General features: G+C 33.8%; 22 protein-coding genes. 7 read left to right on the top strand and 15 right to left on the bottom strand.

From position 1 onward, the window contains the following. Nucleotides 1-80 precede the first annotated feature (80 nt). The 8 genes from FG28_RS11200 to FG28_RS20620 all read right to left on the bottom strand — a co-directional run bounded on the left by FG28_RS11200 (nt 81) and on the right by FG28_RS20620 (nt 10,360). Nucleotides 81-869: a sulfotransferase gene (locus FG28_RS11200; RefSeq protein ID WP_036382855.1), complete on the bottom strand. Its 789-nt coding sequence runs from the start codon at nt 867-869 to the stop codon at nt 81-83. A 155-nt stretch (nt 870-1,024) separates the two neighbouring features. Further along, entirely contained in the window at nt 1,025-3,757 is a 2,733-nt protein-coding gene (locus FG28_RS11205; RefSeq protein ID WP_081894332.1) for an outer membrane beta-barrel protein, read from the bottom strand. Nucleotides 3,758-3,943: 186 nt separating this feature from the next. Further along, on the bottom strand, nt 3,944-4,999 hold the full coding sequence (locus FG28_RS11210; RefSeq protein ID WP_197062589.1) for a M56 family metallopeptidase: 1,056 nt from the start codon (nt 4,997-4,999) through the stop codon (nt 3,944-3,946). Between the two features lie 209 nt (nt 5,000-5,208). After that, a complete protein-coding gene (locus FG28_RS11215) occupies nt 5,209-5,568 on the bottom strand; it encodes a BlaI/MecI/CopY family transcriptional regulator (protein WP_036382859.1) in 360 nt (119 codons plus the stop codon). A gap of 120 nt (nt 5,569-5,688) precedes the next feature. Next, a complete protein-coding gene (locus FG28_RS11220; RefSeq protein WP_036382861.1) occupies nt 5,689-6,567 on the bottom strand; it encodes a thiopeptide-type bacteriocin biosynthesis protein in 879 nt (292 codons plus the stop codon). Between the two features lie 2 nt (nt 6,568-6,569). Further along, the gene (locus FG28_RS11225; protein ID WP_141673185.1) at nt 6,570-8,771 is read right to left on the bottom strand and encodes a lantibiotic dehydratase family protein; all 2,202 of its coding nucleotides are present in this window, start codon (nt 8,769-8,771) and stop codon (nt 6,570-6,572) included. A 22-nt stretch (nt 8,772-8,793) separates the two neighbouring features. Then, nucleotides 8,794-10,047, bottom strand: coding sequence for a lanthionine synthetase LanC family protein (locus tag FG28_RS11230; RefSeq protein ID WP_036382864.1), 1,254 nt, complete (start codon nt 10,045-10,047; stop codon nt 8,794-8,796). A gap of 166 nt (nt 10,048-10,213) precedes the next feature. Further along, nucleotides 10,214-10,360 (bottom strand): hypothetical protein, encoded by a 147-nt coding sequence (locus FG28_RS20620; RefSeq protein ID WP_156102267.1) that lies wholly within the window; start codon nt 10,358-10,360, stop codon nt 10,214-10,216. Between the two features lie 193 nt (nt 10,361-10,553). On the opposite strand from FG28_RS20620, the gene FG28_RS11235 reads away from it, so the two are divergent. The 5 genes from FG28_RS11235 (at nt 10,554) to FG28_RS11255 (ending at nt 17,059) form a co-directional block, all read left to right on the top strand. Continuing rightward, nucleotides 10,554-11,597 (top strand): glycosyltransferase family A protein, encoded by a 1,044-nt coding sequence (locus FG28_RS11235; RefSeq protein WP_197062590.1) that lies wholly within the window; start codon nt 10,554-10,556, stop codon nt 11,595-11,597. 2 nt (nt 11,598-11,599) lie between these two features. Further along, on the top strand, nt 11,600-12,448 hold the full coding sequence (locus FG28_RS11240) for a hypothetical protein (RefSeq protein WP_036382865.1): 849 nt from the start codon (nt 11,600-11,602) through the stop codon (nt 12,446-12,448). Between the two features lie 61 nt (nt 12,449-12,509). Further along, nucleotides 12,510-13,358 (top strand): class I SAM-dependent methyltransferase, encoded by an 849-nt coding sequence (locus tag FG28_RS11245; protein WP_067032080.1) that lies wholly within the window; start codon nt 12,510-12,512, stop codon nt 13,356-13,358. A 169-nt stretch (nt 13,359-13,527) separates the two neighbouring features. Then, nucleotides 13,528-15,738, top strand: a complete 2,211-nt coding sequence (locus tag FG28_RS11250; RefSeq protein ID WP_036382869.1) for a peptidase domain-containing ABC transporter — start codon at nt 13,528-13,530, stop codon at nt 15,736-15,738. A 10-nt stretch (nt 15,739-15,748) separates the two neighbouring features. Beyond that, complete coding sequence (locus tag FG28_RS11255) at nt 15,749-17,059, top strand: hypothetical protein (RefSeq protein ID WP_036382871.1); 1,311 nt, start codon at nt 15,749-15,751, stop codon at nt 17,057-17,059. A gap of 37 nt (nt 17,060-17,096) precedes the next feature. Here FG28_RS11255 and FG28_RS11260 read toward each other — a convergent pair whose 3' ends face one another. From FG28_RS11260 to FG28_RS21125, 3 genes are all read right to left on the bottom strand, one after another. Then, nucleotides 17,097-17,906: a hypothetical protein gene (locus FG28_RS11260; RefSeq protein ID WP_036382873.1), complete on the bottom strand. Its 810-nt coding sequence runs from the start codon at nt 17,904-17,906 to the stop codon at nt 17,097-17,099. Between the two features lie 31 nt (nt 17,907-17,937). Next, entirely contained in the window at nt 17,938-18,672 is a 735-nt protein-coding gene (locus FG28_RS11265) for an FkbM family methyltransferase (protein WP_067037613.1), read from the bottom strand. Nucleotides 18,673-19,204: 532 nt separating this feature from the next. Then, complete coding sequence (locus FG28_RS21125; RefSeq protein WP_394297355.1) at nt 19,205-19,294, bottom strand: hypothetical protein; 90 nt, start codon at nt 19,292-19,294, stop codon at nt 19,205-19,207. Between the two features lie 244 nt (nt 19,295-19,538). Between FG28_RS21125 and FG28_RS11270 the strand changes: the two genes are divergently transcribed. Beyond that, nucleotides 19,539-19,901, top strand: coding sequence for a hypothetical protein (locus tag FG28_RS11270; protein ID WP_141673383.1), 363 nt, complete (start codon nt 19,539-19,541; stop codon nt 19,899-19,901). Between the two features lie 363 nt (nt 19,902-20,264). Here the strand turns inward: FG28_RS11270 and arsB are convergent, their stop codons facing one another. The 4 genes from arsB to FG28_RS11290 all read right to left on the bottom strand — a co-directional run bounded on the left by arsB (nt 20,265) and on the right by FG28_RS11290 (nt 23,764). Then, a complete protein-coding gene (gene arsB / locus FG28_RS11275) occupies nt 20,265-21,311 on the bottom strand; it encodes an ACR3 family arsenite efflux transporter (RefSeq protein ID WP_036382881.1) in 1,047 nt (348 codons plus the stop codon). A gap of 3 nt (nt 21,312-21,314) precedes the next feature. Further along, nucleotides 21,315-21,947, bottom strand: a complete 633-nt coding sequence (locus FG28_RS11280; RefSeq protein WP_036382883.1) for a low molecular weight phosphatase family protein — start codon at nt 21,945-21,947, stop codon at nt 21,315-21,317. A 58-nt stretch (nt 21,948-22,005) separates the two neighbouring features. Further along, complete coding sequence (locus tag FG28_RS11285; RefSeq protein WP_036382886.1) at nt 22,006-22,338, bottom strand: helix-turn-helix transcriptional regulator; 333 nt, start codon at nt 22,336-22,338, stop codon at nt 22,006-22,008. A 70-nt stretch (nt 22,339-22,408) separates the two neighbouring features. Next, nucleotides 22,409-23,764 (bottom strand): AGE family epimerase/isomerase, encoded by a 1,356-nt coding sequence (locus FG28_RS11290; protein ID WP_036386503.1) that lies wholly within the window; start codon nt 23,762-23,764, stop codon nt 22,409-22,411. A gap of 198 nt (nt 23,765-23,962) precedes the next feature. Between FG28_RS11290 and FG28_RS11295 the strand changes: the two genes are divergently transcribed. Continuing rightward, complete coding sequence (locus FG28_RS11295; protein ID WP_036382888.1) at nt 23,963-24,409, top strand: YHS domain-containing (seleno)protein; 447 nt, start codon at nt 23,963-23,965, stop codon at nt 24,407-24,409. Nucleotides 24,410-24,435: the final 26 nt, after the last annotated feature.

The raw sequence follows: 24,435 nt of genomic DNA on the forward strand, positions 1-24,435 counted from the left end.
TCTCCTTACTATGTTGAAGAAATAATATGATTCAGACAACAAATTGCCGTTCTTTATTTTCCACAGAGATTCTACTATTCTCATGTACTCTTAGTAATTACTTTTTCCTGCATTAATCTATACTTCTCAAAAGCATCACTTTTCTTTATTTTTTTTTCTATAGATGGAGTCTCCCTTTTCCCAAGAATTTTTGGATTTATATATTTTTTTTGAACCACTTGATTATCAACTTCTTTAATATTCAGGAAGTCCAATAGTTTCCCTAACTCTTGTTCATTTTGTATTGAGGTATTTTCGAAAAACGCATAATTCTTATATTTTTCCGAATACTCAAGCATTATCTTACTGATATTTTGATATTCTTCAAGAAAATCTTCTAGTTTATGGCCATACTCCCACCATTTATAGTGATTAACCGAAACCCATTGATTTATAGGGTTGCGGAACAAAAATATGAACTTGGAATTTTCAAAAATCTCTCTCAGGCTCACTAAAGTAGCAATGTCTCTAATTCTAATATCTTTAAAACCGAATCGTACTATACCATTTGGAGCTTTCAAATTATAAATTATAGCCTCAATTAATTTTTTCCTTAGTTCGGATAAGTTCCCCATGGACATCATAAATGGATAATGGGGATATAAGTGGTTTTTAGATCTAAGGCATTGATGAAAGATTTTATTATCCTCTATTACAGTTGAATCTTGTGAAAATTTATCAACTCTTTTTATAATGCACAATATATCATCAATGATATATTGTTGTTCTCCCCAAATACAAACTTCATTGCTTGAGTTGAGAATGCGTTGCATAGCTGTTGAAGAACACCTACCACCTACACCGAAAATAAAGATATGCTTCTCCATCATTTTTATTAAGAATTAAATCAAATCGGAATTTTCGTGATAACATGGCTAAAAGTCTACCCGATTATTCTAAAATGCTACACATTAATGCATTATGTTGCATTGAAAAAATTTAATGTCTCAATAAAAGTAAATAATTTCGTACAATTAATAAAGTATTATCTTCTTTTGTCAAAATTATTTATTTTATATGTAAAGCTTAACATAAAGTATCTCTGAAGTATTAAACTTTCTCTATTTTCAATGAAATTTTGAGTAACAGTTCTTGAAATATTGTTGTTTTGCCTTAACAAATCATATACAGTAAATTTTAGGTTTCCATTTCCCTTAAACATATTCATTCCAAAACTTAAATTCCAAAGCAAAGATGTTTTTTCAATATTACCTTGGATAGACCCATTATAGACATAACTTAAATCATTCCCTATTACAACTCCTTTTGGCCAATATGAAGTTACTCTTAGTTCTAAACTATGAAGAGTGAAATCGGTTTTCTGTCTATCGTTATAAGTAGTAGTATTATATGTCAGTCGATAAGAGGGACTAACATCAAAAAAATCTTTGTAGCTATATTGAAGTCCTAATCTCGGAACAAATCGAAACGTACTAGTTTTAAACTCAATATCATTATTTAAAGTAACATCATTTCTAAACACAAATCCGCCACCAGTCGAAATGTTCAAAATGTGAGTACTATCTTTTTTTATCCGCTTATTAATCCCAAAACCCCCAAATGTATTAATATTCCCGTCCATATTTACGAAACCTCTATTTCTTATCAAGTTATTGTCTACATCGAGCTTCTCAACAATTTTGTCATCCGATATTTCTGATTGAGCGAATAAGAAAAAATTAGTTTTTGATTTTGAATTGTATCCCGTATAATTAAGCCTAATCACATGATTGTAAAAAGAACTCAACTCATTATTGCCCCCCGAAACATTCAAAGGGTTTTTAACGTCTTCAATAGGCTGTAATTCATTGAGAGAAGGTATGGTATTATCTACTCTATAATCTAAAAAAATCTTGGATCTTTTATTAATTTGGTATCTAAAAAAACCACCAAAATAAGTTCTACCATTTATTTTTGAATACTCCAATTTTTGGATTGAATCATTATTGCTTAGCTGAACGTTGATATAGCTCCCATTTATATTAAAACTATATTTGTCTCCTTCATATGTTAAACCAACTTTAGGTTGGACTACATCAGCGTTATAAGAAAAATAGGAGCTTAGGTCTTGATTTAAGTCTTCAAATTCATTAGTGGTATCGTTGAAATCATTAACTACCCTATTGTTCTTCTGTCTACTAATTAGGTAATTAAAATCAAAATCAAGAAACAATTTCTTTTTGCCTAATGGTAGCCTATATGATATTCCAAAATTGTAGCTTTCATTTTTGCCATATGACTCTTCTAACTGCTTAATTTCGATATTGTCCGAAGATGTGGAGAGCTCAGATGAATATCTGGATTTCCCATCATTTTCGATGTAAGAATTTCTTAGGTTAAAACTTAAAAACCTTCCTTGATTTCCATACCTTTTAATGATTTCTATATTGTTGTTAAAATTTTTTGTTGAAATACTAGAACTATCTACAAGTACACTTTCACTAGTAATCTCATTTCCTAAAGAGAATGAAGATTCGTTAGAAAAAGAACTGTTCATAGTTTTATTATAAGTGAATTTTGGTTGGAAGCTTAATCTCAAAGAAGAATCAATATTCGTTGAGAATAGCCCAGTAAATCTATGTGAATCTGTCTCACTTAAATAGCCTGATGCCTTATCGGTGAAAAACAAATCATTTTGTAACTGATTTTCCTGAAAAATTTTGGTTTCATTGTTAGTATTGGCTGAACCAAAAAAATAATCGGTTGAAACTTTCGTATTGTTATTAAATTCATTTGTATAATTTGCCCCCAAATTGGTAGACTCTGCAATTCCCTCTCCTGACCCAAAAGCAATATCACCTAGATTAAACCCATCATTATTGTTCCTATTCAATTCTCTCTTATTTCCAATCATATCATAGACTTCATCAAATGAAAACCCCGGATTATTTATGTTGTTCTTTCCTAACAGAAGACTAATACGCTCTTTACCGTTAAAGTAATTTCCTATGGCATTAAATTGATACCTATCATCTGTTCCATATCCCGCTGTAGCCCTCATCATGTGTCCCTTATTTTTGTCTTTTTTAATTGTTACATTGATTGTCTGTTTATCGGAACTCCCCTCTTTGCCCGTAAACCTTTCTTTTTCTGTCTTAGTCGAAGTAAGTTCTACCTTATCCACTATCTCCCTAGGAATGTTTTTAGTAGCAATTTTTAAGTCATTTCCGAAAAAAGGCATTCCATTTATTAATATTTGGCTAACCACTTGTCCATTCATGGTAATCCCACCTTTTTTATCGATTTCGATTCCTGGCAATCTCTTTAGCAACTCCTCCAAATTGGCATCAGGACGTGTTTGAAATGAGTCTGCATTAAATTCCAGCGTGTCTTTTTTAACTATTATAGGAATCCTATCGCCAAAAACTTTTATCTCATCAAGTTGATTTGCTTGAATTTCCAAATTGATATCCCCCATTTCTATGTTGGGTGTTTTCAATGAAATTTCCTTAACAATTGTTTTATATCCAATATAAGTAATGAATAGGTTTATATTTTTCCTATTTGTCGAAAAATCAAGTTGAAACATTCCGTTCGAGTCACTGATTGTATATGCAATTAAGGTACTATCCTTTATTGATTCTACATACACGGTAGACGACTCAAGCGGCTCCTGAGAAACTCTATCCTTTAACTTTCCGGTGATAGAAAAATCCTGCGAATAGACTAAACCGCAAACAAATACCAAAAAAATATGAACTATATAACGTTTATGCATCTTAAATCTCTTTAAATTAAGTCAAGAAAAGCCAGCCCATCTTGCAATTAAGAAGACAGAATAATCAAAAAAAAGCCGTAAAGGTTTTAGGAGCTTAGTAAGCGCAAATCACTATTAGGTCTTAGAATCAGAGAAAGCTTTTTGTTTCATAAAGAAAATTTTGTTATTATAACTTTAATGAATCTTCTATTTAAAATCAATCGGTATTGAAAACAAAACATTTACCTTTTCTCCATTGTGCTCGGCAGGGATCAACTTGGGTAAAGATGAAATAATATCAAGAGCGGCGTTTTCGAGATTTTTGTCTAAACCTTTAATTTTAATATTTGCAACATTTCCCTCAGCCGTAATGGTACACAAAATTTTAACCGTTTTGTCAGGAGATTCACGTTCTTTAATCTCTAAGGATTTAATTCTCTTATTTATATGATTTTGAAGCATTTCCCCAAAACACAATTTTAAATTATCCGTACCTAAACATGAAGGGAAAATGGGAGGTCTATCAACCAATGCGAAAGGAATTCCATTGATGGTTGATAAGCCATCCGTGATTAATGTCCTATCGCTTAAAAGCTTAAGACTTTCCTTTTTTAAATCAATACTTGATGAAAAACCCAACATTCCTCCAATAACAGGAATCAATAGTAAAAACTTCAATTTATTGAAGCTATGCGACCTTTTTCTTTTTAACATAACTATCCTTTTCTTAACAAGAGAATTATTGAAAAATGGATTTATGAGAGAAATGTCATGCGTTCTTAAAGCTTGTGCCAACAACAATTTATATTGTTCAATTTGATTAGTTGTAGACACCAGTTCATTGTCCGCAATGTATTCATGTAATACTGAAATTCTATTTTGGTATAAATATGAAAAAGGATTGAACCAAAAAAGAATCCTCATTATTTCAAAAAAAAGTAAATCAATCGTGTGTTTTTGCCTAACATGGACTAGTTCATGTTCCAAAATACTTGTATGGATTTCTTTATTATTAATAATATCACTACTAATAAAAATATAGTTGAAAAAAGAAAATGCTGTATTCTTTGTTGGTAATTCTACAAGAATATAATCTCCTAAAAATTCTAACTTTCCCAATTTGATGTAATTCTTGATTTTTCTTATTTTCCCAAAAAAACAAATTAGTGCGGAAAGTGATCCTAAAGCTAAAATTAATTCGTTCCATGCCAATGGTGTTCCTATACTCACATTTTGAGTCATTCCAATTTCGTTCACTTGCATTAAAAAATTGGGGTATAATTCATACCTATCGGGAATTGCAATGTTGAGGTTGGTAAAAGAAGGAAGAATTGGGAAGATTAATGAGATTGCAAAAGATGAAAGTAGATAAAATCTGTTAAGCTGAAAAAATGTCTCCCTTTTCAGAAGGAAGTCATATATTATCAGAAAAACTGATTGAAAAAATAAAGCTTCTATTACATATACAATCATTAGCTTTTCTCTTTAATTTCATTCAACATCAATTCCAAATCATTAACATTCATATCATTTTTCTTCATGAAAAACGAAACCATACTTGTGAAGGACCCTTGAAAATAGTTATCTACCAATTTACTTATGGTTTGATTACTATAGTCGTTTTTTTGCATCAAAGGAAAGTATATGTAACCTTTGCCTCTTTTTTCATGTGAAACAAAACCCTTACTTTCCAAAATTCTAACAACAGTTGATACAGTGTTATAAGCCGGTTTAGGATTCGGAAACTCTTTAATAATTGCAGCAACACTCCCTTTCTTTAGTTTCCACAAAACCTGCATAACTTCTTCCTCTGCTCTAGTTAGCTCTTTCATGATTAACCTTTCCTTTATAACAAACTAAATATACAACTAAATATTTAGTTGTAACTAAATATTTAGTTTTTTAACATTTGTCGTGGTGTGCATCAGCATATAATTTATTCCTCTTTATTACTATCCATACTTTGAACGTGCCAGAGTAGAAGAATAATACCTAAAAAGAAAGTCATAACAAATCATTTCCTGCATTCGAATTTTGGAATTCAAGAGTCTGTTTATCGACATGTGGATAATACTACTTACTAGTGAATTAATTTCGATTTCCAAAAAACCTTTAGATTCCATTTCTCTAATCTTTGTGACCAAAGGGCTTATCTCATCTTCTTTTCTTTTTAAGATTTTTATTGCAGAATCAAAATTTTCATGATTACTATTATATAAGTTCAAATAACTATCAATTTTATGATAGCTTTCTCTGTATTTCTTGTCTAATTGTTTTTTCAATGGACGAGACATTCCAAATTCTTTTCCAAAAGCTGTTTTCAAACCTTCGATTAGTTTTATTTTTTCCTTTGTTTCATAATTAAAGTATTCAAGGTATGAATCAATTGCTTTTAATGCCAAAAGCCATTTAACATTATCATCTCCTAATCTAGAAACCATCTCGATTAAATCTATAGCACTTGAACTGTCGCAATCGAAAATTTCCTCGCAAATTTGTATTGTATTAGAGCCATAACGCCATAATTCTCTATGATAAGTATCTGTTTCAACTTTCCAAATGATTTTATCCTCAACGAAACCTTTCAAAACTTCATGAAGCCTTTGAATCACTATAAATAAATCTTTTCTTTTATAGATTTCAAATCTCAGTCTAAGATGAAAATCAGGGCTTCCGTATCGGATGAAAAAAAATGTTTTGATGACCTGTTCAGCCTTAAGATCAATTACTACGGGTTTAATGACTTTGGTTAAAAACCTGTCCGCAAATTTCTCCCCTGTGAAAATTTTGTAATAAATCCATTTATCCCCAAGAAAAAAAAAACTCTGCATTGTTATACTGTTGGCTGTTTATAAAAGGAAACTATTACTTCGTTTGCGCAATTTATTTGTGTATTGGTACAACCATATAAGAATTCTTTTAATGTTATGCGTTCTCGTTTTTTTATCGTTTCCAATAACATTTTCACAGATGTGAAATTTTTTAAATTTATTGCCAATCGATTATCACCATCCACCAACATAACAAAATCTGGCATGTTTTTTTTCTCTTGAAAAAGTAAAACTGAATTTAATAAATCAGGTTTGTTATCAATTTTATACATATATGATATATCATCAACTTTAATATTCCAGGTAGCTTCAAATAGTATCAAATTTTGAAATTCGATTCTTGGTATAAAATCATATTCATCCATAAAAGGCCCAAGGTCGAGCCCTAAACCCTTTCTCCCTTGCTGAAATTGCATATCGCACAAGAAATGATAAATCGGCAATTGACGAGAAGAATAATTATGGGCATTTGTTAGTCGAGGAACAATTTCTTGTTTCAACCTTGGGCATTTAAGTTTCAGCTTACCATCATCAAGATAAATTGCTAATTCATCAATCGTGATCTGATTCTCTTCATTTTGGATGGATTTACATAAGTATGGTATTTCATAATCTCTGAAGGATGGGCGACTCAATACATTTCCAACTCTAGATTCGGGAAGATGTACTATTTCAGCTAGTATTCCTTCTGTATGAATTTCTTTCTCTTTGGTTAAAATTGATTTAACATGATCCATTATTTTCTTGTCTCCATGACAAAATCGTCCCATAAAATTTGCTGCGCTAGAACCATAAAATCCTGCAAACCTTATCTTGTTCTTTTCATTAAATTCCAGAATCTCAATCATGACCGAAATTGTATCTGGCAAGTCTTCCCAATCCTCTTCATATATACCAAACTCTGATTCATTCAATTTAATGCAGTACTCCTTATTCAATCCAGCATTAAATATCTTACGGTGGAAAATCTCATTTATTTTGGACCATCTTACGGGTCTGGTTTCTGTTTCCTTTTCCGGAAAAGAAATATCATCAACTAAGGGGTTAACTACTCCCGATATATTATTCTGTTTATAACCTAAACCTAATTCAACATCAAGCACAGTAGCAAGTGGCATCTCATTGCCATCATATCGATTTATATATGCTTCTTTAAACCTAATCAAGTCTGTATCTACCGGAGGCAAGCTAATCTTATTCAAGAGAGTTATTCCTTTTTTAATTGATTCTGTAATACTAGCATCTATTTGATTTTTTTTTGGATTTAGAATTAAATTTGTTTGGACAAGAAATTTTCTCTCAAAATCAGTTCCTAGCTTATATGCAAGATTTTCAAACTCTTTATATCTTTCTATTTTATTGCCAATGGAAGCATCTACCAAACGTAGATTTTCCTTCATTTTCATGATTAAATCAATGACGTGGCTTGTGTTCTCCAGATTTTTCAATACAGAACAAATTTGGTCTAAAAACTCTGGACCAGACACTGTTGGTTCCAGCTCACTTACAAGAAGTTGACTATCAACTAATTCATTAATATAATTGGAAGCAACTCCTTCATCGATACCATCGTCTTTTAATATCTTTGTCAGGCTATTTAGCTTTTTACCTTTTTCAGCATTTGTTAATATTTTCTCCAAATATTTGTCTCTTTCAACCGAAATCATGAGATGAGTTCTCTTTCCCTTGTTATAGCTATACTCAACATATCTCAATTGGCCACCCACCTCATATATGCTGGTATTAGGGTAAAAATGTAACTGCTCGCGAATTATTGATTTATTTGCCAAATCTTGAGATAAAGCAACCAAATAATTCATGTCCAATCTTGTATTTCTTTTGTTTTTGGTCGGTAAATCACTTTTAATACAGGTTTCATTTCCAAATTGCCCAGTTGAGCAACCAGCGAAAAGGCCAAAAGGTGTTGGACGTGTGGACATTCTAATTAAGTATTTTAAAAAAGAGTACTTCAATCTTTCCCTTTTCTCAATAGGTGTGTCTCCTACTGACCAATGCTTTAATTGCCTATGTAATTCTGGAGATGCTAAGTAGATAGCTTCAGAAATTTCGGGATTAATAAAATGCTTTTTTAATTGTGCATCATCAACTTCATCATTCTCCATGATGGAGAAAAAAAAATCTAAGGGGTACAGTGGTGTTCTGAGAATAAATTTCTCGAAATGTAAATAGGGGTTCTTTGCCATATTCTTATTCTTTGAAAATAGCTTACGCAATCATTAAACAGGCATCCCAATTCGGTTCAAATTCAGATGAAGTTGACAGGTTACTTATTATTGCTAAACCAATACCAGCAGTTCCAGTAAGCACAAAGTGAGAACCAACCCATCTTTTATCAGTCCCCTTCCACTCTTTGAACCCAGCAAATCCTCCATTATGGTTTGCTCTTGTCAGACCATCATATGCCCAAAAATTTGCTTCCTGTAAGAAGAAATCTATTTCCATATCATCATCAGAAATTGACTTCATTTCATGATACATTCGATTATATATTTGTGAAATACCGAAGGAACCATGACAAAGTCCAGCATCTACAACCAAGTTTTGTTCATATGATTTTCGTTTTGATGATTCTTTAAACACATGGATGGATGCATCCTTTATCTTCTGCTGCCCCGTGCTTTTATATGCACTCCACAATGATATACCAATACCCAAATCTCCATAGCACCAACCTAACCGGCTGGGCACATTCAGTGGTTGTCCTTTTAGGCTTATCCAATCAGGAAATACAGAAATTCCATTTGCACTTCGACCCATATAGGAAAGCACAAACTCTACAGAGCCATTTAACAAGTCTTCACATTCATCCGTAAAGAAATCTTGTCTATGTAATCTAGCCAAAAATCCAATAATACTTGAAATCCCATGTGATAGGCTCAAATTATAGCCTCTTGTTTTACCTTGGTAATCAAGGACGGAAATCCATTCAACAGAATTTGAGAGTTTATTTCTCTTCGATTGTTCTTTCAGATTTTTTACAAAATCCAATAATGAAGATTGGTAGAACAACTTCATATGTGTGTTTGAAGTGGTTTTATATCGATTTAAAAAATAAAATGCATAACCAAGAGCCTCGTGCAAAAAATCAAACTTCCCATCTTTGATATTAGTTGTCATTATTTGATTCAAATACCCATCCAGTTGAAACAACATATCATCACATTCATTATATATAAAACCACTCTCCTTCAAATGATCAAGAACCCATCCCATACCAGCTAAGCCCGCACAATAAGTAGGATATGAAAAGCCATTATTTATGTTTTCGATACATCTTTTAAGAATTTCCTCCCCTTTTTTCTTTTCATTTGAATTGTCAATTAACTTTGAATAGTAAAATTTAAAAAGCGCCAAACCAGAAAGCCCAGCCAATCCCCCAACTTGATTATACAAGTCATAGTGATTGTCTATATCTTCATTAATTTCTATTAGCTTTTCCCACAATAGTTGTTTGTCCATTTGATTACTTTCCTTGAATAAATAATTACTTTAAACGAGGCTGATTTGAAAAATCATTGCATTATTTGTCAGATGTAGAAATGTATATACAGTTAGTCAACAAATAAAGAAGGCCAAACATGTTTGGCCCTCATCATCTAACAAATTCTTGCATTAAACAACCCATTTAACAGGAACAGGAATAATTGCAACAAGTGCATGTGTCCTCAACGTAAGTGTCAAATCCAAATCCTCCCTTTATACTCTCCATATTGGTAAGATTGGATACTACTTCTTTGTTCAATTTCAACGGCGGTAATGCTGTTTCTTTCATGATACTGAATTTAGATTAATACTGTTTTCTCCATAAATATAGAAAAATATTAAATTTAATGTAAGAAAAAACTTTAATATTTTTAGGATAATATGTTAAATAATAATTTATTTGTGAAAAACACCTTTCTATTGGGATGATGAAACAAGAATCCAACTTATTCAAGCATAAAATTTCCTTTTGTACCGTTTGCATGAACAGATTGGAACCCCTACGAAAAACGTTGCCGAAAAACATCAAGGATAACCTATCATATGGGAACTTAGAATTTGTAGTACTCAATTACAACTCAAAGGATGACCTTGACAATTGGATAGAGAAGGAAATGTCAGATTATCTAACTAGTGGTGTTTTAAAATATATAAAAACATCTTCTCCCAAATATTTCTTAAGAAGCCATTCCAAAAACGTTGTCTCGAAAGAAGCTACTGGAGAAATCATTTGTAATGTAGATGCTGACAATTACATTGGGAAAGGCTTTGCACAATATGTAAACAATTGTTTTCTAAAACGGAAAAATATTTTTTTAGCTACAGATAGAGCTTCCGTTAGAAAAGATTGTTTGGGAAGGATATGCCTAAAGAAAAAGGATTTCGAAACCATTACCGGATATGATGAATCAATGGAAAATTATGGGTTCGAAGATTTGGATCTTAAAAACAGGCTAATATTGTTAGGCAGACAAGTGATTAATATATCCGATGGTAAGTTCTTAAACGCCATTTCACATAGCGATGACACAAGACTCCAAAACGAACCAAATGCTCACCTTATCAAAGACATATACATAAAATATATAAATCATTATAGTACTGAATTATTATATCTCTTGACTAATAGGATGTACTATACCGGAATTGTAGTCATACATAGATTGAGTCAATCAAATGACACTCGTGCAATCTTCAAAGAGTTCGAAGATGATAATTTACATGATTTGAACAACCCAATTTGGAATCTTGAAAAACTAGAATGGAAAATCGGAAATTGGCAAAAGAGTGGATGCGGTCTTATATTAACAAATAGTTTAGGGGTTAAACGAATTGGAAAAATCGGTACACCCTCCTTGAATAAAATTGTCAAAGACGAGTACTATAAGTGTCAAGATGAACAATCGTTTCAAAAACTTATTATGTTTTTCTCTCAAATCAACAACTGTATCAAAATGTATGAAAATCAAAAAAATAAAATAATTGTCGTTAATAAAACTTTTGGTGAGACGGAATTAGATTGGTGAGTATGGAAGTAACTGAGATTGACAAGGACTTTTGCTTGAGTATTTCAATATTTTATTCTCAAGATAGTTGGCACAAATTAATTTCAAAAGGTTTGATTCCTTTTTATGATAAGCAATTAGGCCCTAACAATTATTTCTATTTGCTAAACAAAAACAGAGGCGACCATATAGCACTTTTTCTCATAATACAAAGAAGCAAGACCATAGAAGTCGTAAAAGATTGTGACAACCATTTCAAAAAATTTCTTTCCAGCAATCCCTCTTCCATAAATTCTGTTTTCCAAACAGGTTCAAAAATCTTTTGTGATTTTGAAAATAACACGGTCCATTATGGCCTTTATAATGGGGAAATATACGCTAAGCATATAGCGGTCTATAAAAGAATTTCCAAAATTTTGTCATTTTCATTTGAGGAGTATGCTGACATGACTATTGAATACCTTCCAGAAATAGTTCTTGACTTACTTATAAAACTTTATGTTTTTTCCGAAAAGGATAAGGACGAAGTCTTGAATAATTTTAAGAAAACACTCGCTAGAGAATTTGGAAAGCTGGAAAATAGAAATTTAAGTGTAGTCAAAAAGCACTTACATAAATTTTATTTGGCCAATAGAAATACAGTAGCTTCCTTAATTGATAAAGAGAGAAAAACAACTAATTTGAAGCGTACACAAAAATACTTGGTTGATATTTTAGAATTACGAAAAGAGATGAATGTTGATACTGGGTTTATTCTTAATTCTCTCTGCGACTTTTTTGGCTTAGAAAATATTGAAAAAATGAGCCTATTCTATTTGATATCAAACTGTGTAATTTCGAAAGAAAAGTTTGATTCTAAACACAATGCCTAACGTTTAATAGCTTACAAGTTTCACTAAAAAAAAGACTAAAAGCCTAGAATTCAGCCAAAATATGAGCACGTCCAACACTTTAGAAGGAATACTGAGTCAATATCGCAATAGTGCCTACAACAATGATTTAGTCTGGATCAACTTTACGAGAAGGACTGATAAGTTTCCATTCCTTAAAGAGCATAGAGACTTTATTGAAAAAAACAATTTGGGGTTTGGGGACAGGGCATTTCACTACATGTGGTACTTACTTATTTCTCACTTAGTACTTAAAAATGGACATCCAAAAGTTCTTGAAATTGGTGTATATAAAGGACAAGTCATTTCATTATGGGCCTTAATAGCTAAATATTTGAATTCTACTATCGATATTGTTGCGGTGTCCCCCTTTACAGGCAACATAAGCAATAACGTTTTTTTAAATAACCCTTTTGTCAATAAAGTTCGGGGCTATATATCACAGAAATTTATTCAAAATCAAAAAGTAGGTAACTATCATCCCCGACAAGATTACTTTTCAATAATCAGGGAAGTATTTGAACACTTTGAGTTGAATTTTGATGAGGTCAATAAAATAAAAGGATACTCGAATAGTGAACCTGTTTTAAAATGTATTAAAGACATGCACTTAGATATAGTTTACATTGATGGTGACCATAGTTATGATGCGGTGGTGAAAGACATTCAAAATTATTCAAGTTTAATAAAGCCTAGTGGATTCCTTGTCATGGATGATGCTTCCTATTTTTTACCTGGAAACCAGTTTTGGAAAGGCTATGAAGAAGTATCCAGAGCCTGTGCAATAATCGAAGATTTAGGGTTTACCAACGTTTTAAATGTTGGTCACAATAGAATTTATCAAAAAGATTTAGTTACTACCAGAAGTATTAATAAAAAGATATTCCTGTAATTCTTCTCATCAAGGCTGCTCATTTATGTTTTCTTTACTCATGCTTTAAACTTCAGTAATCTTTTTCTACATCCGGGCTACCATAAATTATTTAGCTCAAAAAAAGAAAATAAGGTGCTTTTTGAAATGTGTTTTTTATTTTTATGTTGTATTTTCTTACTAATATTTGATGTGTTTTTTTAAAAAATTTAACTTTTACAGGCAATTGGACTCAATGGACTGTGGCCCCACTTGTCTTCGGATGATTGCCAAATATTATGGCAAATCCTTTTCCATTGAATTTCTAAGAAAGAGAACAGGAATTACCAAAGTTGGCGTTTCCCTGGCTGGAATTTCGGAAGCAGCTGAAAGTGTAGGTTTTCATTCAATTGGAGCTACAATTGACTACAATACATTAGTAAAAAAAGTTGCCCTTCCTTGTATAATTCATTGGAGACAAAGACATTTTATTGTTGTTTATCGAATAAAAAAAAACTTAGTATTTGTAGCGGATCCATCACACGGGCTTATGAAATATTCCAAAGATAAATTCATTTCTGGTTGGATAGGCAGCAATGCAGATAATAGTAAAGGCCTGGGGTCGGTCTTGATATTGGAACCAACTCCTAAATTCTATTCAGGAAAGGAATCTTCTGAAAACAGATATAACCTATCTTTCTTATTGTCGTATTTTCGACCCTATCGGAAACAGGTGTTTCAATTATTTCTTGGCCTAATCATAGGCAGCCTTATACAATTGATACTACCTTTCTTAACCCAAGCCATTGTTGATCAAGGAATAAGATATCAAGAATTAAACTTTATTTATCTAATTCTAATTGCACAATTAACTCTATTTATTTCCCAAACAACTGTGGAGGTAGTAAGGGGATGGATTCTTCTTCATATAACAACAAGGGTAAATATTCATTTAATATCCGATTTTTTAGTGAAATTGATGAGACTTCCGATAGCCTTTTTTGATTCAAAAAACACGGGAGACATTATACAAAGAATACATGACCATAGAAGAATACAAAACTTTTTGTCAACAACCACCATCAATACAATATTTTCAGCTTTTAACATTGTTATTTTCGGGTGGGTCTTATGGTATTATAGTCATCTAATCTTTTCAATTTTTTTTTTGGGGTCAATGCTTTATATAATCTGGGCACTTATTTTTATGAAAAAACGGGCAGAGCTAGACTACAAAAGATTTGATGAGTCCTCTGATAATCAAAGTAGCCTATTCCAACTAATTTCGGGCATACAAGAAATAAAACTGAACGGGTCTGAGAGACGTCGTAGATGGGAGTGGGAGGCAATACAAGTTCGATTGTTTGAAAATTCAATGAAAAGATTGAAATTATCTCAGACACAAATTACTGGAGGTCGTTTCTTAAATGAGCTTAAAAACATTCTTATTACATTCATCTCAGCTAAATTGGTTATTGATGGTGAAATAACATTGGGTATCATGTTATCAGTTCAATACATAATAGGCCAACTTAACCTACCCATTAACAATTTTATAACCTTTGTACAAAATGGTCAAGATGCGAAAATAAGTCTCGAAAGGCTCTCAGAAATCCATAATGAAAAGGATGAAGTAAGTCCCGAAAACAGTACTCTTCAAATAATACCAGAAGATAATACAATAGAGCTAAAGTGCGTGAATTTTAGATATGGCGGAAAATCTTCACCTGCTGTTTTAGAAAATATAGACTTAAAAATTCCAAAAGGAAAAGTTACTGCTATTGTTGGCACAAGTGGTAGTGGGAAAACAACACTGTTAAAACTGTTATTAAAATTCTATGTACCTAATGAAGGAGAAATATGTGTAGGCGGGCATGATTTAAAGAAAATAAATACCAATGTTTGGAGAAATGCCTGTGGGTCGGTCATGCAAGAAGGTTTTATTTTCAATGATACGATCGCACGAAACATTACCGAATCTGATTCTGAGGGGGCCATCGATCAAGAAAGACTTAATTATGCTGTAGCCGCTGCAAACATAAAAGAATTTATTGAAAAACAGCCACATGGATACAATACCAAAATAGGTATTTCGGGAATGAAAATCAGCGGAGGACAAAAACAACGTATTTTAATTGCCCGTGCAGTTTACAAAAATCCAGATTATATCTTTTTTGATGAAGCTACCAGTGCACTTGATGCAAGCAACGAAAGGGTCATAATGAAAAATCTTCAAGAATTCTATAAGGGGAAAACTGTAATCATAATTGCTCACAGGCTAAGTACTGTTAAAAATGCTGATCAAATTGTTGTTCTGGAAAAAGGAAAAATAGTAGAAAATGGGAACCATACTCAACTAGTTGGTAAAAAAGCAGTTTATTATTCACTGGTTAAAAACCAATTAGAACTTGGTTCGAACTAATTAAACTTAAATGTTAAAAGAAAAAAATGAACTAGAGAATAAAGACCTTTTGATTGACCGGTCAGATGAGGTTAATCAAATTCTTGGTAAACCCCCGAACTGGATAATCAAGTGGGGAATTACAATTGTATTCATTGTTTTAATGTTTCTAATTATTTTAATCAATCTCATTAGTTACAAAGAAACCATAAATAGCCCTGTTGAATTAAATATTAGTAAGTCTATTAGCTATTTAAGGAAAAAAACCAATGAGAAAATAGAACACATACTGGTAAAGAATGGTCAATTCGTCAAGGAAGGAGAAATACTTGCCGTTATGGAAAATAACGCCAACAACAAAGATATAGAACTAATTCAAAACAAGTTAAACAGCATCCTTGATTCAGGCTTTTTAAATCATTACTCAGTCCAGACTCAATTTCCTTTAAACGTTAGATTAGGAGGAATGAATACCCCCTATCGTGATTTTGTTTCAAAATATCAGCAGTACTTAGAGGCTAGTTTTATGTCCCCAAAAAAAACTTTAATTAACGAGAGAATTAAACGAAGTCGAACCAGGCTGGCATTTTTAAAAAATAAAAGACTAATCATAGAGGAGGAAAAAACTCAAGTTGCCAAATCTTACTATTTGGAGCAAAAGAAGTCTCTAATTACAAATCACGGTAGAATTCATGAATTCGAACAAGCATTGACCAAGTATTTAGAACGCAAGAACAGGACAGACAATATTAAAGATTCGATTAGCCTACTTGAAATGGAAATTGATTTCATGAATGACTTCATATTACCAGAGACAACACCAACATTTCTTCCAAAAAAGGGTCTTTACTCCAGTCTATTTGAACTTAAAAGTAAAATTGAAGAATGGGAGTCTAAATATACTGTCAAGAGCCCAATTTCAGGTAAAGTATTGTATTCTTACCCTCAAGCCGTATTCAATGATCAATCGATAAATGATACAATCTTCGTCATTATCCCCAATGAATTAAAAAGTCTTGAGGCACAACTAAGAGCAAAATCAAACCATCTAAAAGAAGTCAAAGAGAATTCATTAATCTTATTAAAATTCCAACAACATCCATTCAAGCATTTGGATGAGGTTCGAGCTAAAATTTCTTCGATAGAAAAATATACTCATAATGAGGAAACAAACTGTAAGCTATCTTTTGATTCAAATGTAGTAGCCTTAATGTTTGATGAAAAATTTGATCTTAAGGAAAATATTGTTGGCGAGGGAACCATTGTAATAAGAGAAACAAATTTATGGGACAATCTGTTTTCTCAAATATTTGAATCAGTAAATAAATTACCAGAAGACTAGGCCCTAATTATTACATTTTAACTGTAACACTCTCAAATCAGAAAAAGTATCCGTATTTATCTATGATCAGTCTTTCCTTTTCTTTTACCAATAATACTGTATTATTATCATAATACTTTTTATATTGCTCCCTTATTGAAGTGTTAGTAGGCTTTTGATTTGCATCTAGAACTTTTTTCATTTCGGCCTGCTTATAACCTAATATATCACTATTCAACAATAAGTCTTTTTGAATGTGTTCAGTTCTTATCACGAAATTCAAGAAGTTATTTTCTTTGTCGTGTTTGAAGGCCGATTGAAAATTCCCGATTGTATTGATTTTGTTTGCTTTGTAAGTAAAAAGTTTTAAATATCTATATGATAAAAGGCCTATTTCAGTCGATATTTCACATTCTTTATAACCCTCTCCAATGGAAATTTCAGGTTTTGAAATAACAATCTCTAGCCATGACCGAAAATTGTGCATATTATTAGGATCTGAATAAAGGGTATTCCAAATTTTCATGTTCAATTGAGGGTATTTTTTTGGTATAAATTTTTTCTCAATGTCTTTGGGTATACTTTTAAACTCCCTTTTTTGAATCTTAGCGACCGTTTTAAATAATCCGCCTTTCCCCATACAACCAAAAGCCCATAAAGAAACGTACCAATCCCAAGGGTTTCGAATATTGCCAATCTTAAGTTTGTCGTCAAAATTTCCAATTAGGCCTGGATGAATTGAATCATATGTGTTATGAACCCCCTTAAGAACATAATTATCCTTAGCAAGTGAAATAAGTATATCCTTTGTATAGGAACTACCTGTCTTTTGTAATTCAAAATAAATGAATTTCTCAGCAATCAACATTTGATAAAAGGTTTCTAATGTTATATTCCATCTAAAAAACGTTGTGCAGCGATTTTATCGCCAATAAAGTGTTGTCATGGATTTTTTGAACGACTTCATAACCTATACTGTTAATGTTTAATTTGAACCAATCTGTATAAATTATTTTTTTATTGTCTTCAAGAATAAGCATTGGCTTACATCGATTAATCAAGTCAAGGCCTCCTGCTATAGCCTCTTTCTCATATCCCTCAACATCAAGTTGAATAATTGACACATACCTGTTTTCAGGTATAAGATCATCCATCCGCCTAATTTCCACATCAATAGTTTTTCCTTTTCCATTATCTTCTTTTAATATCCTACTTGCTCCGCCTAAACGAATTCCTGAATTTGTTTCAATAAGCATTTTTGATTTTGTATTTGCTTCTCCAAGCCCGTAATTGAACAATTCAACATTTTTTAAATTATTGATTTGAGAGGTAATTTGTGCGCATCGAAAATTTTCCAAACAGGGTTCAAAAGCCCATATTTTCTTGTCTTTACCGATTGAAGCTGATATCCCGGGAAGAAAGTCTCCAAAAAAGGTGCCAGCGTGAATCACATCACCTTCTCCACAATTCTCCCTTATAAACTCAATGGTATCAGGTTCAAATACCTCTCCTCGTAAAATTTTTTGGACCGCAGGCCTCTTTTGAGAGGAAAATGGGACAAAATACCAGCCATAACTATTACTTCCCACAAGTCCATACAATATTTCTTTAGATTTATTTATTGATATTGTCATCTACTTGATATAACACTTATGTAGTTAAGCCATACTCAACCATTAACATTCTAAAAGGATATAAATATAAAAGCCCTTTTACTTTCAATTCGTCATCAATAATGCTACACAAATAGGATGGTAATCAAACTCATAAAACACATCCCAGGTTTTCCAATAGTTCAACATTAAAAGGAAAGTACCTCGACAGCACTATATGTAATCTTATTCCTACTAATATAAATAAAAGAAACTTGTTTTCGATAAATATCCTGGCTTTTCTATTCCATAAGAAATTCAAATTATTATATGCTGTATGTGGCTAAAAAAGTAGACAACAGACATACCATATAAGGATTTGAGAGTTGGTTTTAAATGTTTAATTGTGTGAAATAAAAATACATTTGAACTATATAATGGTACACTTTAAATTTGAAACTGCAATAACGTCCCAAATATTTACCCCAACTTTTGCGCATGGATTCTATCGGGATTTTGTAGGTTCCGGTAGATAGGCCTGAAGCAAAAACCCGATAGGGCCTACTTTTGAATTTCAATAGTTCCTTTTGGAAACCGTTGTCCTATTGAAGGTCCTTTCTGCTAATTGGTAAAAACTGTCCAGGTCAAAACCTCTCTTGACCATTGGGGAAAGCGTACAAGTGTTCTTTACATCCCTTCTGCTTATTATGATTTTTGCATTTCTGCGGCTACGGGCTGTCCGATCTGTTTATGAGGAGCCAATCTTATTTGCTCAGCGATTCTTTATTCAAGCTCTTTGACATTTCCGATGCATTCGCCCCGTTCCACTCTGCGTATCTCTTTCCTAACCCTTACTATTTCTCCCCGTCAGGGTGGATGAAAAGCAAGAGCTTGTCCAGAATATCCCGATGGAACCACCGACCCTGGTCCAAAAGGAAAAGTCGCTCGATGCTCAGTTCAGCGAACTCGATTTGGGCTTTTCCAACTTTCAAAACGACCTATTGAAGCTTTTGAACGAAAACACCTCTTTCAATGGGGTAAAAATGATTCAGTTCAACGCGCCCACACCATTGAGTATGACAACACCAATATCAAGATCTACATCTTTGTTCTTGAAGGGGCCTTTCAGCAGGATATTAAAGGTGGTCCATGCACTTGAAAACCAAGGGGGTTTTGGAGCCATCTCCTATATGGGTTTTGAAAAGAAAAGGGATTTCGGGACGAAACAATCCTCATTTCAGTCAACAGTTCATCTTGAGCTTATGGAATAACTCATCCTTCTTTCATCTTCTCATTTATTCTGTGTTTTTAACTCAGAATAACCGCACATGATACCATTCACGTTTTTTAGCAAAATAGGCTGTGCCCAGCATAAAATAAGGGGTTTGATAGAACTTATAATCAGAAAACCTTTATAGGAAAAATACTTTCAAAACAATCCTTTCTACTTATTTTATCATATAACTTCTTAATGAATTAAAATCAAATATTTTTAATATGAAATGATTTATTGATAATGATTTCGATATCCTCCTTCAAAAAGTTTGAACTCTGTCCTGCCGCGGTCACAACAAAAAAGCATGCGTATCGCATGCTTTTTTGTTTTCTTGTAACTTCATTTATTGGTTCTTTCTTTATGCGGTCTGTGGTTTGTAATATTTCTTACGTAACCAAAAGGCCACGCGCACCAGCAGAATTAGGGCGGGTACCTCTACCAAGGGTCCTATTACCCCGGCAAAGGCCTGACCGGATTCCAACCCAAATACGGCAATGGCCACAGCAATGGCCAGCTCAAAATTATTTCCTGCTGCCGTAAAGGCCACAGAAGCGGTCTTGTCATAGTCCGCACCCATTGCCTTACTAAAGAAGAAACCAATAATAAACATTAGGGTAAAGTATACCAATAGGGGAACCGCCACTATTAAAACATCCATGGGAATTTCAACAATAAGTTCTCCTTTAAGTGAAAACATGATGATTATGGTGAACAAAAGGGCAATCAAAGTCATTGGGGAAATGGTGGGAATAAACTTTTTGGTATACCATTCTTCTCCCTTGAGTTTCACCAAGAGCAAGCGACTGAGAATACCCATCACAAAAGGAATCCCCAAATAGATGGCCACACTTTCGGCAATAGTTCCGATGGAAATGTCCACAATTGCACCTTCAAATCCAAAATAGGGAGGCAATACAGTTATGAAGACCCAAGCATAAAAACTGTAGGCAAAAACTTGAAAGATACTGTTCAAAGCGACCAATCCCGCACCGTATTCCGCACTGCCCTCGGCTAAATCGTTCCATACCAATACCATGGCAATACAACGTGCCAACCCGATCAAAATCACCCCTACCATATATTCTGGATAGTCCCTTAGAAAGATGATGGCCAAGATGAACATCAATATGGGGCCAATAATCCAATTGAGTACCAAAGAAATGGTCAGAATCTTGGTGTTCTTAAACACTTTTGGCAATAAGGCATAGTTTACTTTGGCCAAAGGCGGATACATCATCAAAATCAAACCTATGGCAATAGGAATATTGGTGGTACCGCTACTAAATGAATTGATGCTATTCGGAAACGATGGGAATACATAACCAATCCCAACACCAATCGCCATGGCGATAAAAATCCATAGGGTTAAGTTTCTATCCAAAAAATTTAATTTTTTTGCTGCCATAACCTATATATCTATGTTAGAAAAAACGTAGCCAAGTTCCGTCGCGATCTGCGTGCTTCGCTCAAGATATTTCTCAGCTTGCTGTGGTGTATTGTCAAATGCTTTTGGGTCCTCATAGGTGATGGGAATACGTTTCTCCGCGCCGGGTACAAAGGGACAGGTCTCATTGGCCGAATCACAGGTCATTATTGCTGCAAAACCTGAACTTGGGTTAAATCCATCCTCCATTTTTTTGGAAAATCCAATAATAGGATGTTCATTTTCTGCGTATTTGATGGCATAAACAGGGTTATTGCTATCCGAAAGTTGTTGTATTTGAAACCCCTGTTTCCGTAATGTATCAGCAATCATTGGAAATAAAGCTGTGGCCTCAGTGCCGCCCGAATAGCAGTACACATTTTTCACATTAAAAAAATGGGACATGGTCTGAGCCCATATTTGGGAGAGGTGGCTCCTTCGTGAGTTATGGGTGCAAATGAAATTAAGGCGGATTTCCTCTTTGCTATGGACTTTGGATAGGATGAATTCGACAAGTGGATCTAAAACTTCCTTGCGCTCATCCGAAATGAGACCAAAATCTAGGTTTTTAATGATTTCAAGTATATCGGGTAACAAACCGGTTTGTGTTTTTGTCATTGTTTAAGTCTATATATTGATTTATCGCAATAAAACGATTAATAAATTGAAAAAAATACTAACAACACTCTTGGTCCAGAGAAATTTCTTGATCTAGAAAATTCTTGAATTTCTGTTTCATACTGTTCCAGTTTTCCACGTTTATACAGTAGCAAACGCTGGTCCCTTCAACATCACCCTTTATCAATCCCAGATTCCTGAGTTCCTTGAGGTGTTGGGATACGGTGGGCTGGGCAAGCCCAATTTCACCCACAAGATCTCCGCAAACACAAGATTTCACCTTAAAGAGGTGTTGTAATATGGCCACTCTGGCAGGATGGGCAAATACCTTACCAATAAGAGCAAGCTCATTTTGGTTATCGGTAAATATTTCTGTTTTGGCCAACCCCATTATCATTAATTTATCGCAATATTACGATTAATATGTTGATTGTGGTAAAAAATGAATAAAAAAGTCTATGCTATTTACTTTGGTATCGCTTCTCCAATGTTTTTTTGCAATTGGCCAATGCCCTGTAGTTGTGGTAAGCGCTTTTCCAGATATGGCCTTTGTTGTCTTTTTTGGTCTCCGGCCTGGTGTCTTGTCCCCATGCGTACCACCCCCCATGTTCCTTGTCCATAAGATAGGTGTTGGTGTATTCCCAGAGTTTGTCAAAATGGGCCCTATAGTTCAATGAATCATTTGGGAAATGGGAATCCATCAACAAAAGACTGTTCAATCCCTCGGCTTGGGTCCACCAATTTTTATGGTGATTTACAATACTCATGGTATCCACACCCTTAAAATAATACCCACCATCATAGAAACCACCAAGTTCGTCGTCCCATCCCGTTTTTAGGGAATGGTCCACCATTTTTTTACCCTTTACCAAGGTTTTGTCAAATTGCCAACCACCCAGCACATGGGAGGCTTCCAACATCAAAAATGCAGTTTCCACATCGTGACCGAAAGTAACATGATCCAAATGAAAATGCTTGAGTATGGTATCTTTTGGGGTGTCCTTGAAGGATACAGGTGTCCAATCCCCTTCAAAATATAGGTTCATATACCCTTTTTCAGTGGTGAAGGTATCGCGGATCAGGGTCAACATTTCCTTAACGCGTTCTTCCACAATGGCATCGGGCCAAACCTCAAACAAGGTGGTCAAGGCTTCCAAAAGGTGTATGGAGCTATTGTAGTCTTTGTAGCCCACGTTTGAGGTGGACGGCGTATCCTCGGTTCGCTCAACAGGTGTACCGTCCATTTGTAGGATTTGATAATAGCCTTTATGGATGCTATCATGGCTGTGTTCCTCCAGCCAATTGAACGTTTTTTTAGCCAAATCCAGAGCTTCTTCATTTTTAGAGGCATGATAATAGGCTGCCAATCCATAAATGGCAAAAGAGTTTCCATAAGCTGTTTTGTTTCCTTCCATCGGTTCACCTTCTTTGGTAACCATCGTATGGAACCCTCCATTGATCTTATCCCACATGTGATCTCTTAAAAATTGAAACCCATGTTCGGCATAGGACAGATATTCTTCTTTTCGGGCAGGATTATTTTCAGCCGCCACAGCATTGGTCCAAACATGCCTGGCCTGGGTAACGATCATTTTATTCTGATTTTCACCCACTTTAAAATCATAAGTAAGGTTACTGTAATAGCCACCGTCAACCGTATCTATGGCCAAGGGAAACCATTTGTCCAACAGTTGCTCATTGGCGGCATTTTCCAATGCTGTTATAAGGTTATCATTAACCGTATTTTTTTTCTCCTTTGGGGAACATCCGGTGAGTAATGCAATCAGTAAAAAAGAAAGTGTCCAGCTGTTTTTCATGGTTATAGTTGATATGTGCACACTAAAGATAGAACAATCCAATGTTTTTGGCATTGGCAGGGGAATTCTTAAATATTTAAGTCAAAAAGTGAAAAATTTTTGACCTCATTTGAAAGGAACTGGCATTCCTTGGGACTAAAACCGAAATCCAACAGATTTTCCTGTGGATAAGTAGCATAAAATATTCAAGTATTGCACATGAAAAAGGTGATATTGGCCCTGTTCATTCTATCAGGTGTTTTTCTTCAGGCACAGTCCATAGATTATAATACCAAAAGAGGTTACGCTGCCAACGGTTATGATGTGGTTTCCTATTTTGAGGGCAAACCCACAGAAGGACTTAAGGAAATTTCAACGAAATACGATGGTATCAATTATAAATTTTCCAATCAGGAAAACTTAAAGAAGTTCAAAACCAATCCCTCCAAATATATGCCACAATATGGGGGTTACTGCGCCTATGCTGTGGCCGTATCGGGCAAAAAAGTGAACATCAATCCGGAAACCTATGAAATCAGGGACGGCAAATTGTACCTTTTTTACAATGCGGGAAGAACCAATACGCTTGAACTTTGGCTTAACGAATCTCCCAACGAGTTAATGTCAAAAGCCGATACGAATTGGGAAAAAATAAAAAAACAGTAACGTTATTGGAGTTTGTTAGTCTAAAA

The sequence above is a fragment of the Muricauda sp. MAR_2010_75 genome (genome assembly GCF_000745185.1).
Classification (GTDB): domain Bacteria; phylum Bacteroidota; class Bacteroidia; order Flavobacteriales; family Flavobacteriaceae; genus Flagellimonas.

Excerpts from the sequence above, each read along its gene's own strand:
- FG28_RS11290 (WP_036386503.1), bottom strand. The coding sequence starts at position 23,764 with ATGAAAAACAGCTGGACACTTTCTTTTTTACTGATTGCATTACTCACC.
- FG28_RS11200 (WP_036382855.1), bottom strand. The coding sequence starts at position 869 with ATGATGGAGAAGCATATCTTTATTTTCGGTGTAGGTGGTAGGTGTTCT.
- FG28_RS11210 (WP_197062589.1), bottom strand. The coding sequence starts at position 4,999 with ATGCAAGTGAACGAAATTGGAATGACTCAAAATGTGAGTATAGGAACA.
- FG28_RS11205 (WP_081894332.1), bottom strand. The coding sequence starts at position 3,757 with ATGCATAAACGTTATATAGTTCATATTTTTTTGGTATTTGTTTGCGGT.
- FG28_RS11220 (WP_036382861.1), bottom strand. The coding sequence starts at position 6,567 with ATGCAGAGTTTTTTTTTTCTTGGGGATAAATGGATTTATTACAAAATT.
- FG28_RS11230 (WP_036382864.1), bottom strand. The coding sequence starts at position 10,047 with ATGGACAAACAACTATTGTGGGAAAAGCTAATAGAAATTAATGAAGAT.
- FG28_RS11255 (WP_036382871.1), top strand. The coding sequence starts at position 15,749 with ATGTTAAAAGAAAAAAATGAACTAGAGAATAAAGACCTTTTGATTGAC.
- FG28_RS11240 (WP_036382865.1), top strand. The coding sequence starts at position 11,600 with ATGGAAGTAACTGAGATTGACAAGGACTTTTGCTTGAGTATTTCAATA.
- FG28_RS11285 (WP_036382886.1), bottom strand. The coding sequence starts at position 22,338 with ATGGGGTTGGCCAAAACAGAAATATTTACCGATAACCAAAATGAGCTT.
- FG28_RS11225 (WP_141673185.1), bottom strand. The coding sequence starts at position 8,771 with ATGGCAAAGAACCCCTATTTACATTTCGAGAAATTTATTCTCAGAACA.
- FG28_RS11215 (WP_036382859.1), bottom strand. The coding sequence starts at position 5,568 with ATGAAAGAGCTAACTAGAGCAGAGGAAGAAGTTATGCAGGTTTTGTGG.
- FG28_RS11250 (WP_036382869.1), top strand. The coding sequence starts at position 13,528 with ATGTGTTTTTTTAAAAAATTTAACTTTTACAGGCAATTGGACTCAATG.
- FG28_RS11270 (WP_141673383.1), top strand. The coding sequence starts at position 19,539 with ATGGAACCACCGACCCTGGTCCAAAAGGAAAAGTCGCTCGATGCTCAG.
- FG28_RS11245 (WP_067032080.1), top strand. The coding sequence starts at position 12,510 with ATGAGCACGTCCAACACTTTAGAAGGAATACTGAGTCAATATCGCAAT.
- FG28_RS11295 (WP_036382888.1), top strand. The coding sequence starts at position 23,963 with ATGAAAAAGGTGATATTGGCCCTGTTCATTCTATCAGGTGTTTTTCTT.
- FG28_RS11235 (WP_197062590.1), top strand. The coding sequence starts at position 10,554 with ATGAACAGATTGGAACCCCTACGAAAAACGTTGCCGAAAAACATCAAG.
- arsB (WP_036382881.1), bottom strand. The coding sequence starts at position 21,311 with ATGGCAGCAAAAAAATTAAATTTTTTGGATAGAAACTTAACCCTATGG.
- FG28_RS11265 (WP_067037613.1), bottom strand. The coding sequence starts at position 18,672 with ATGACAATATCAATAAATAAATCTAAAGAAATATTGTATGGACTTGTG.
- FG28_RS20620 (WP_156102267.1), bottom strand. The coding sequence starts at position 10,360 with ATGAAAGAAACAGCATTACCGCCGTTGAAATTGAACAAAGAAGTAGTA.
- FG28_RS11280 (WP_036382883.1), bottom strand. The coding sequence starts at position 21,947 with ATGACAAAAACACAAACCGGTTTGTTACCCGATATACTTGAAATCATT.
- FG28_RS11260 (WP_036382873.1), bottom strand. The coding sequence starts at position 17,906 with ATGTTGATTGCTGAGAAATTCATTTATTTTGAATTACAAAAGACAGGT.
- FG28_RS21125 (WP_394297355.1), bottom strand. The coding sequence starts at position 19,294 with ATGGTCAAGAGAGGTTTTGACCTGGACAGTTTTTACCAATTAGCAGAA.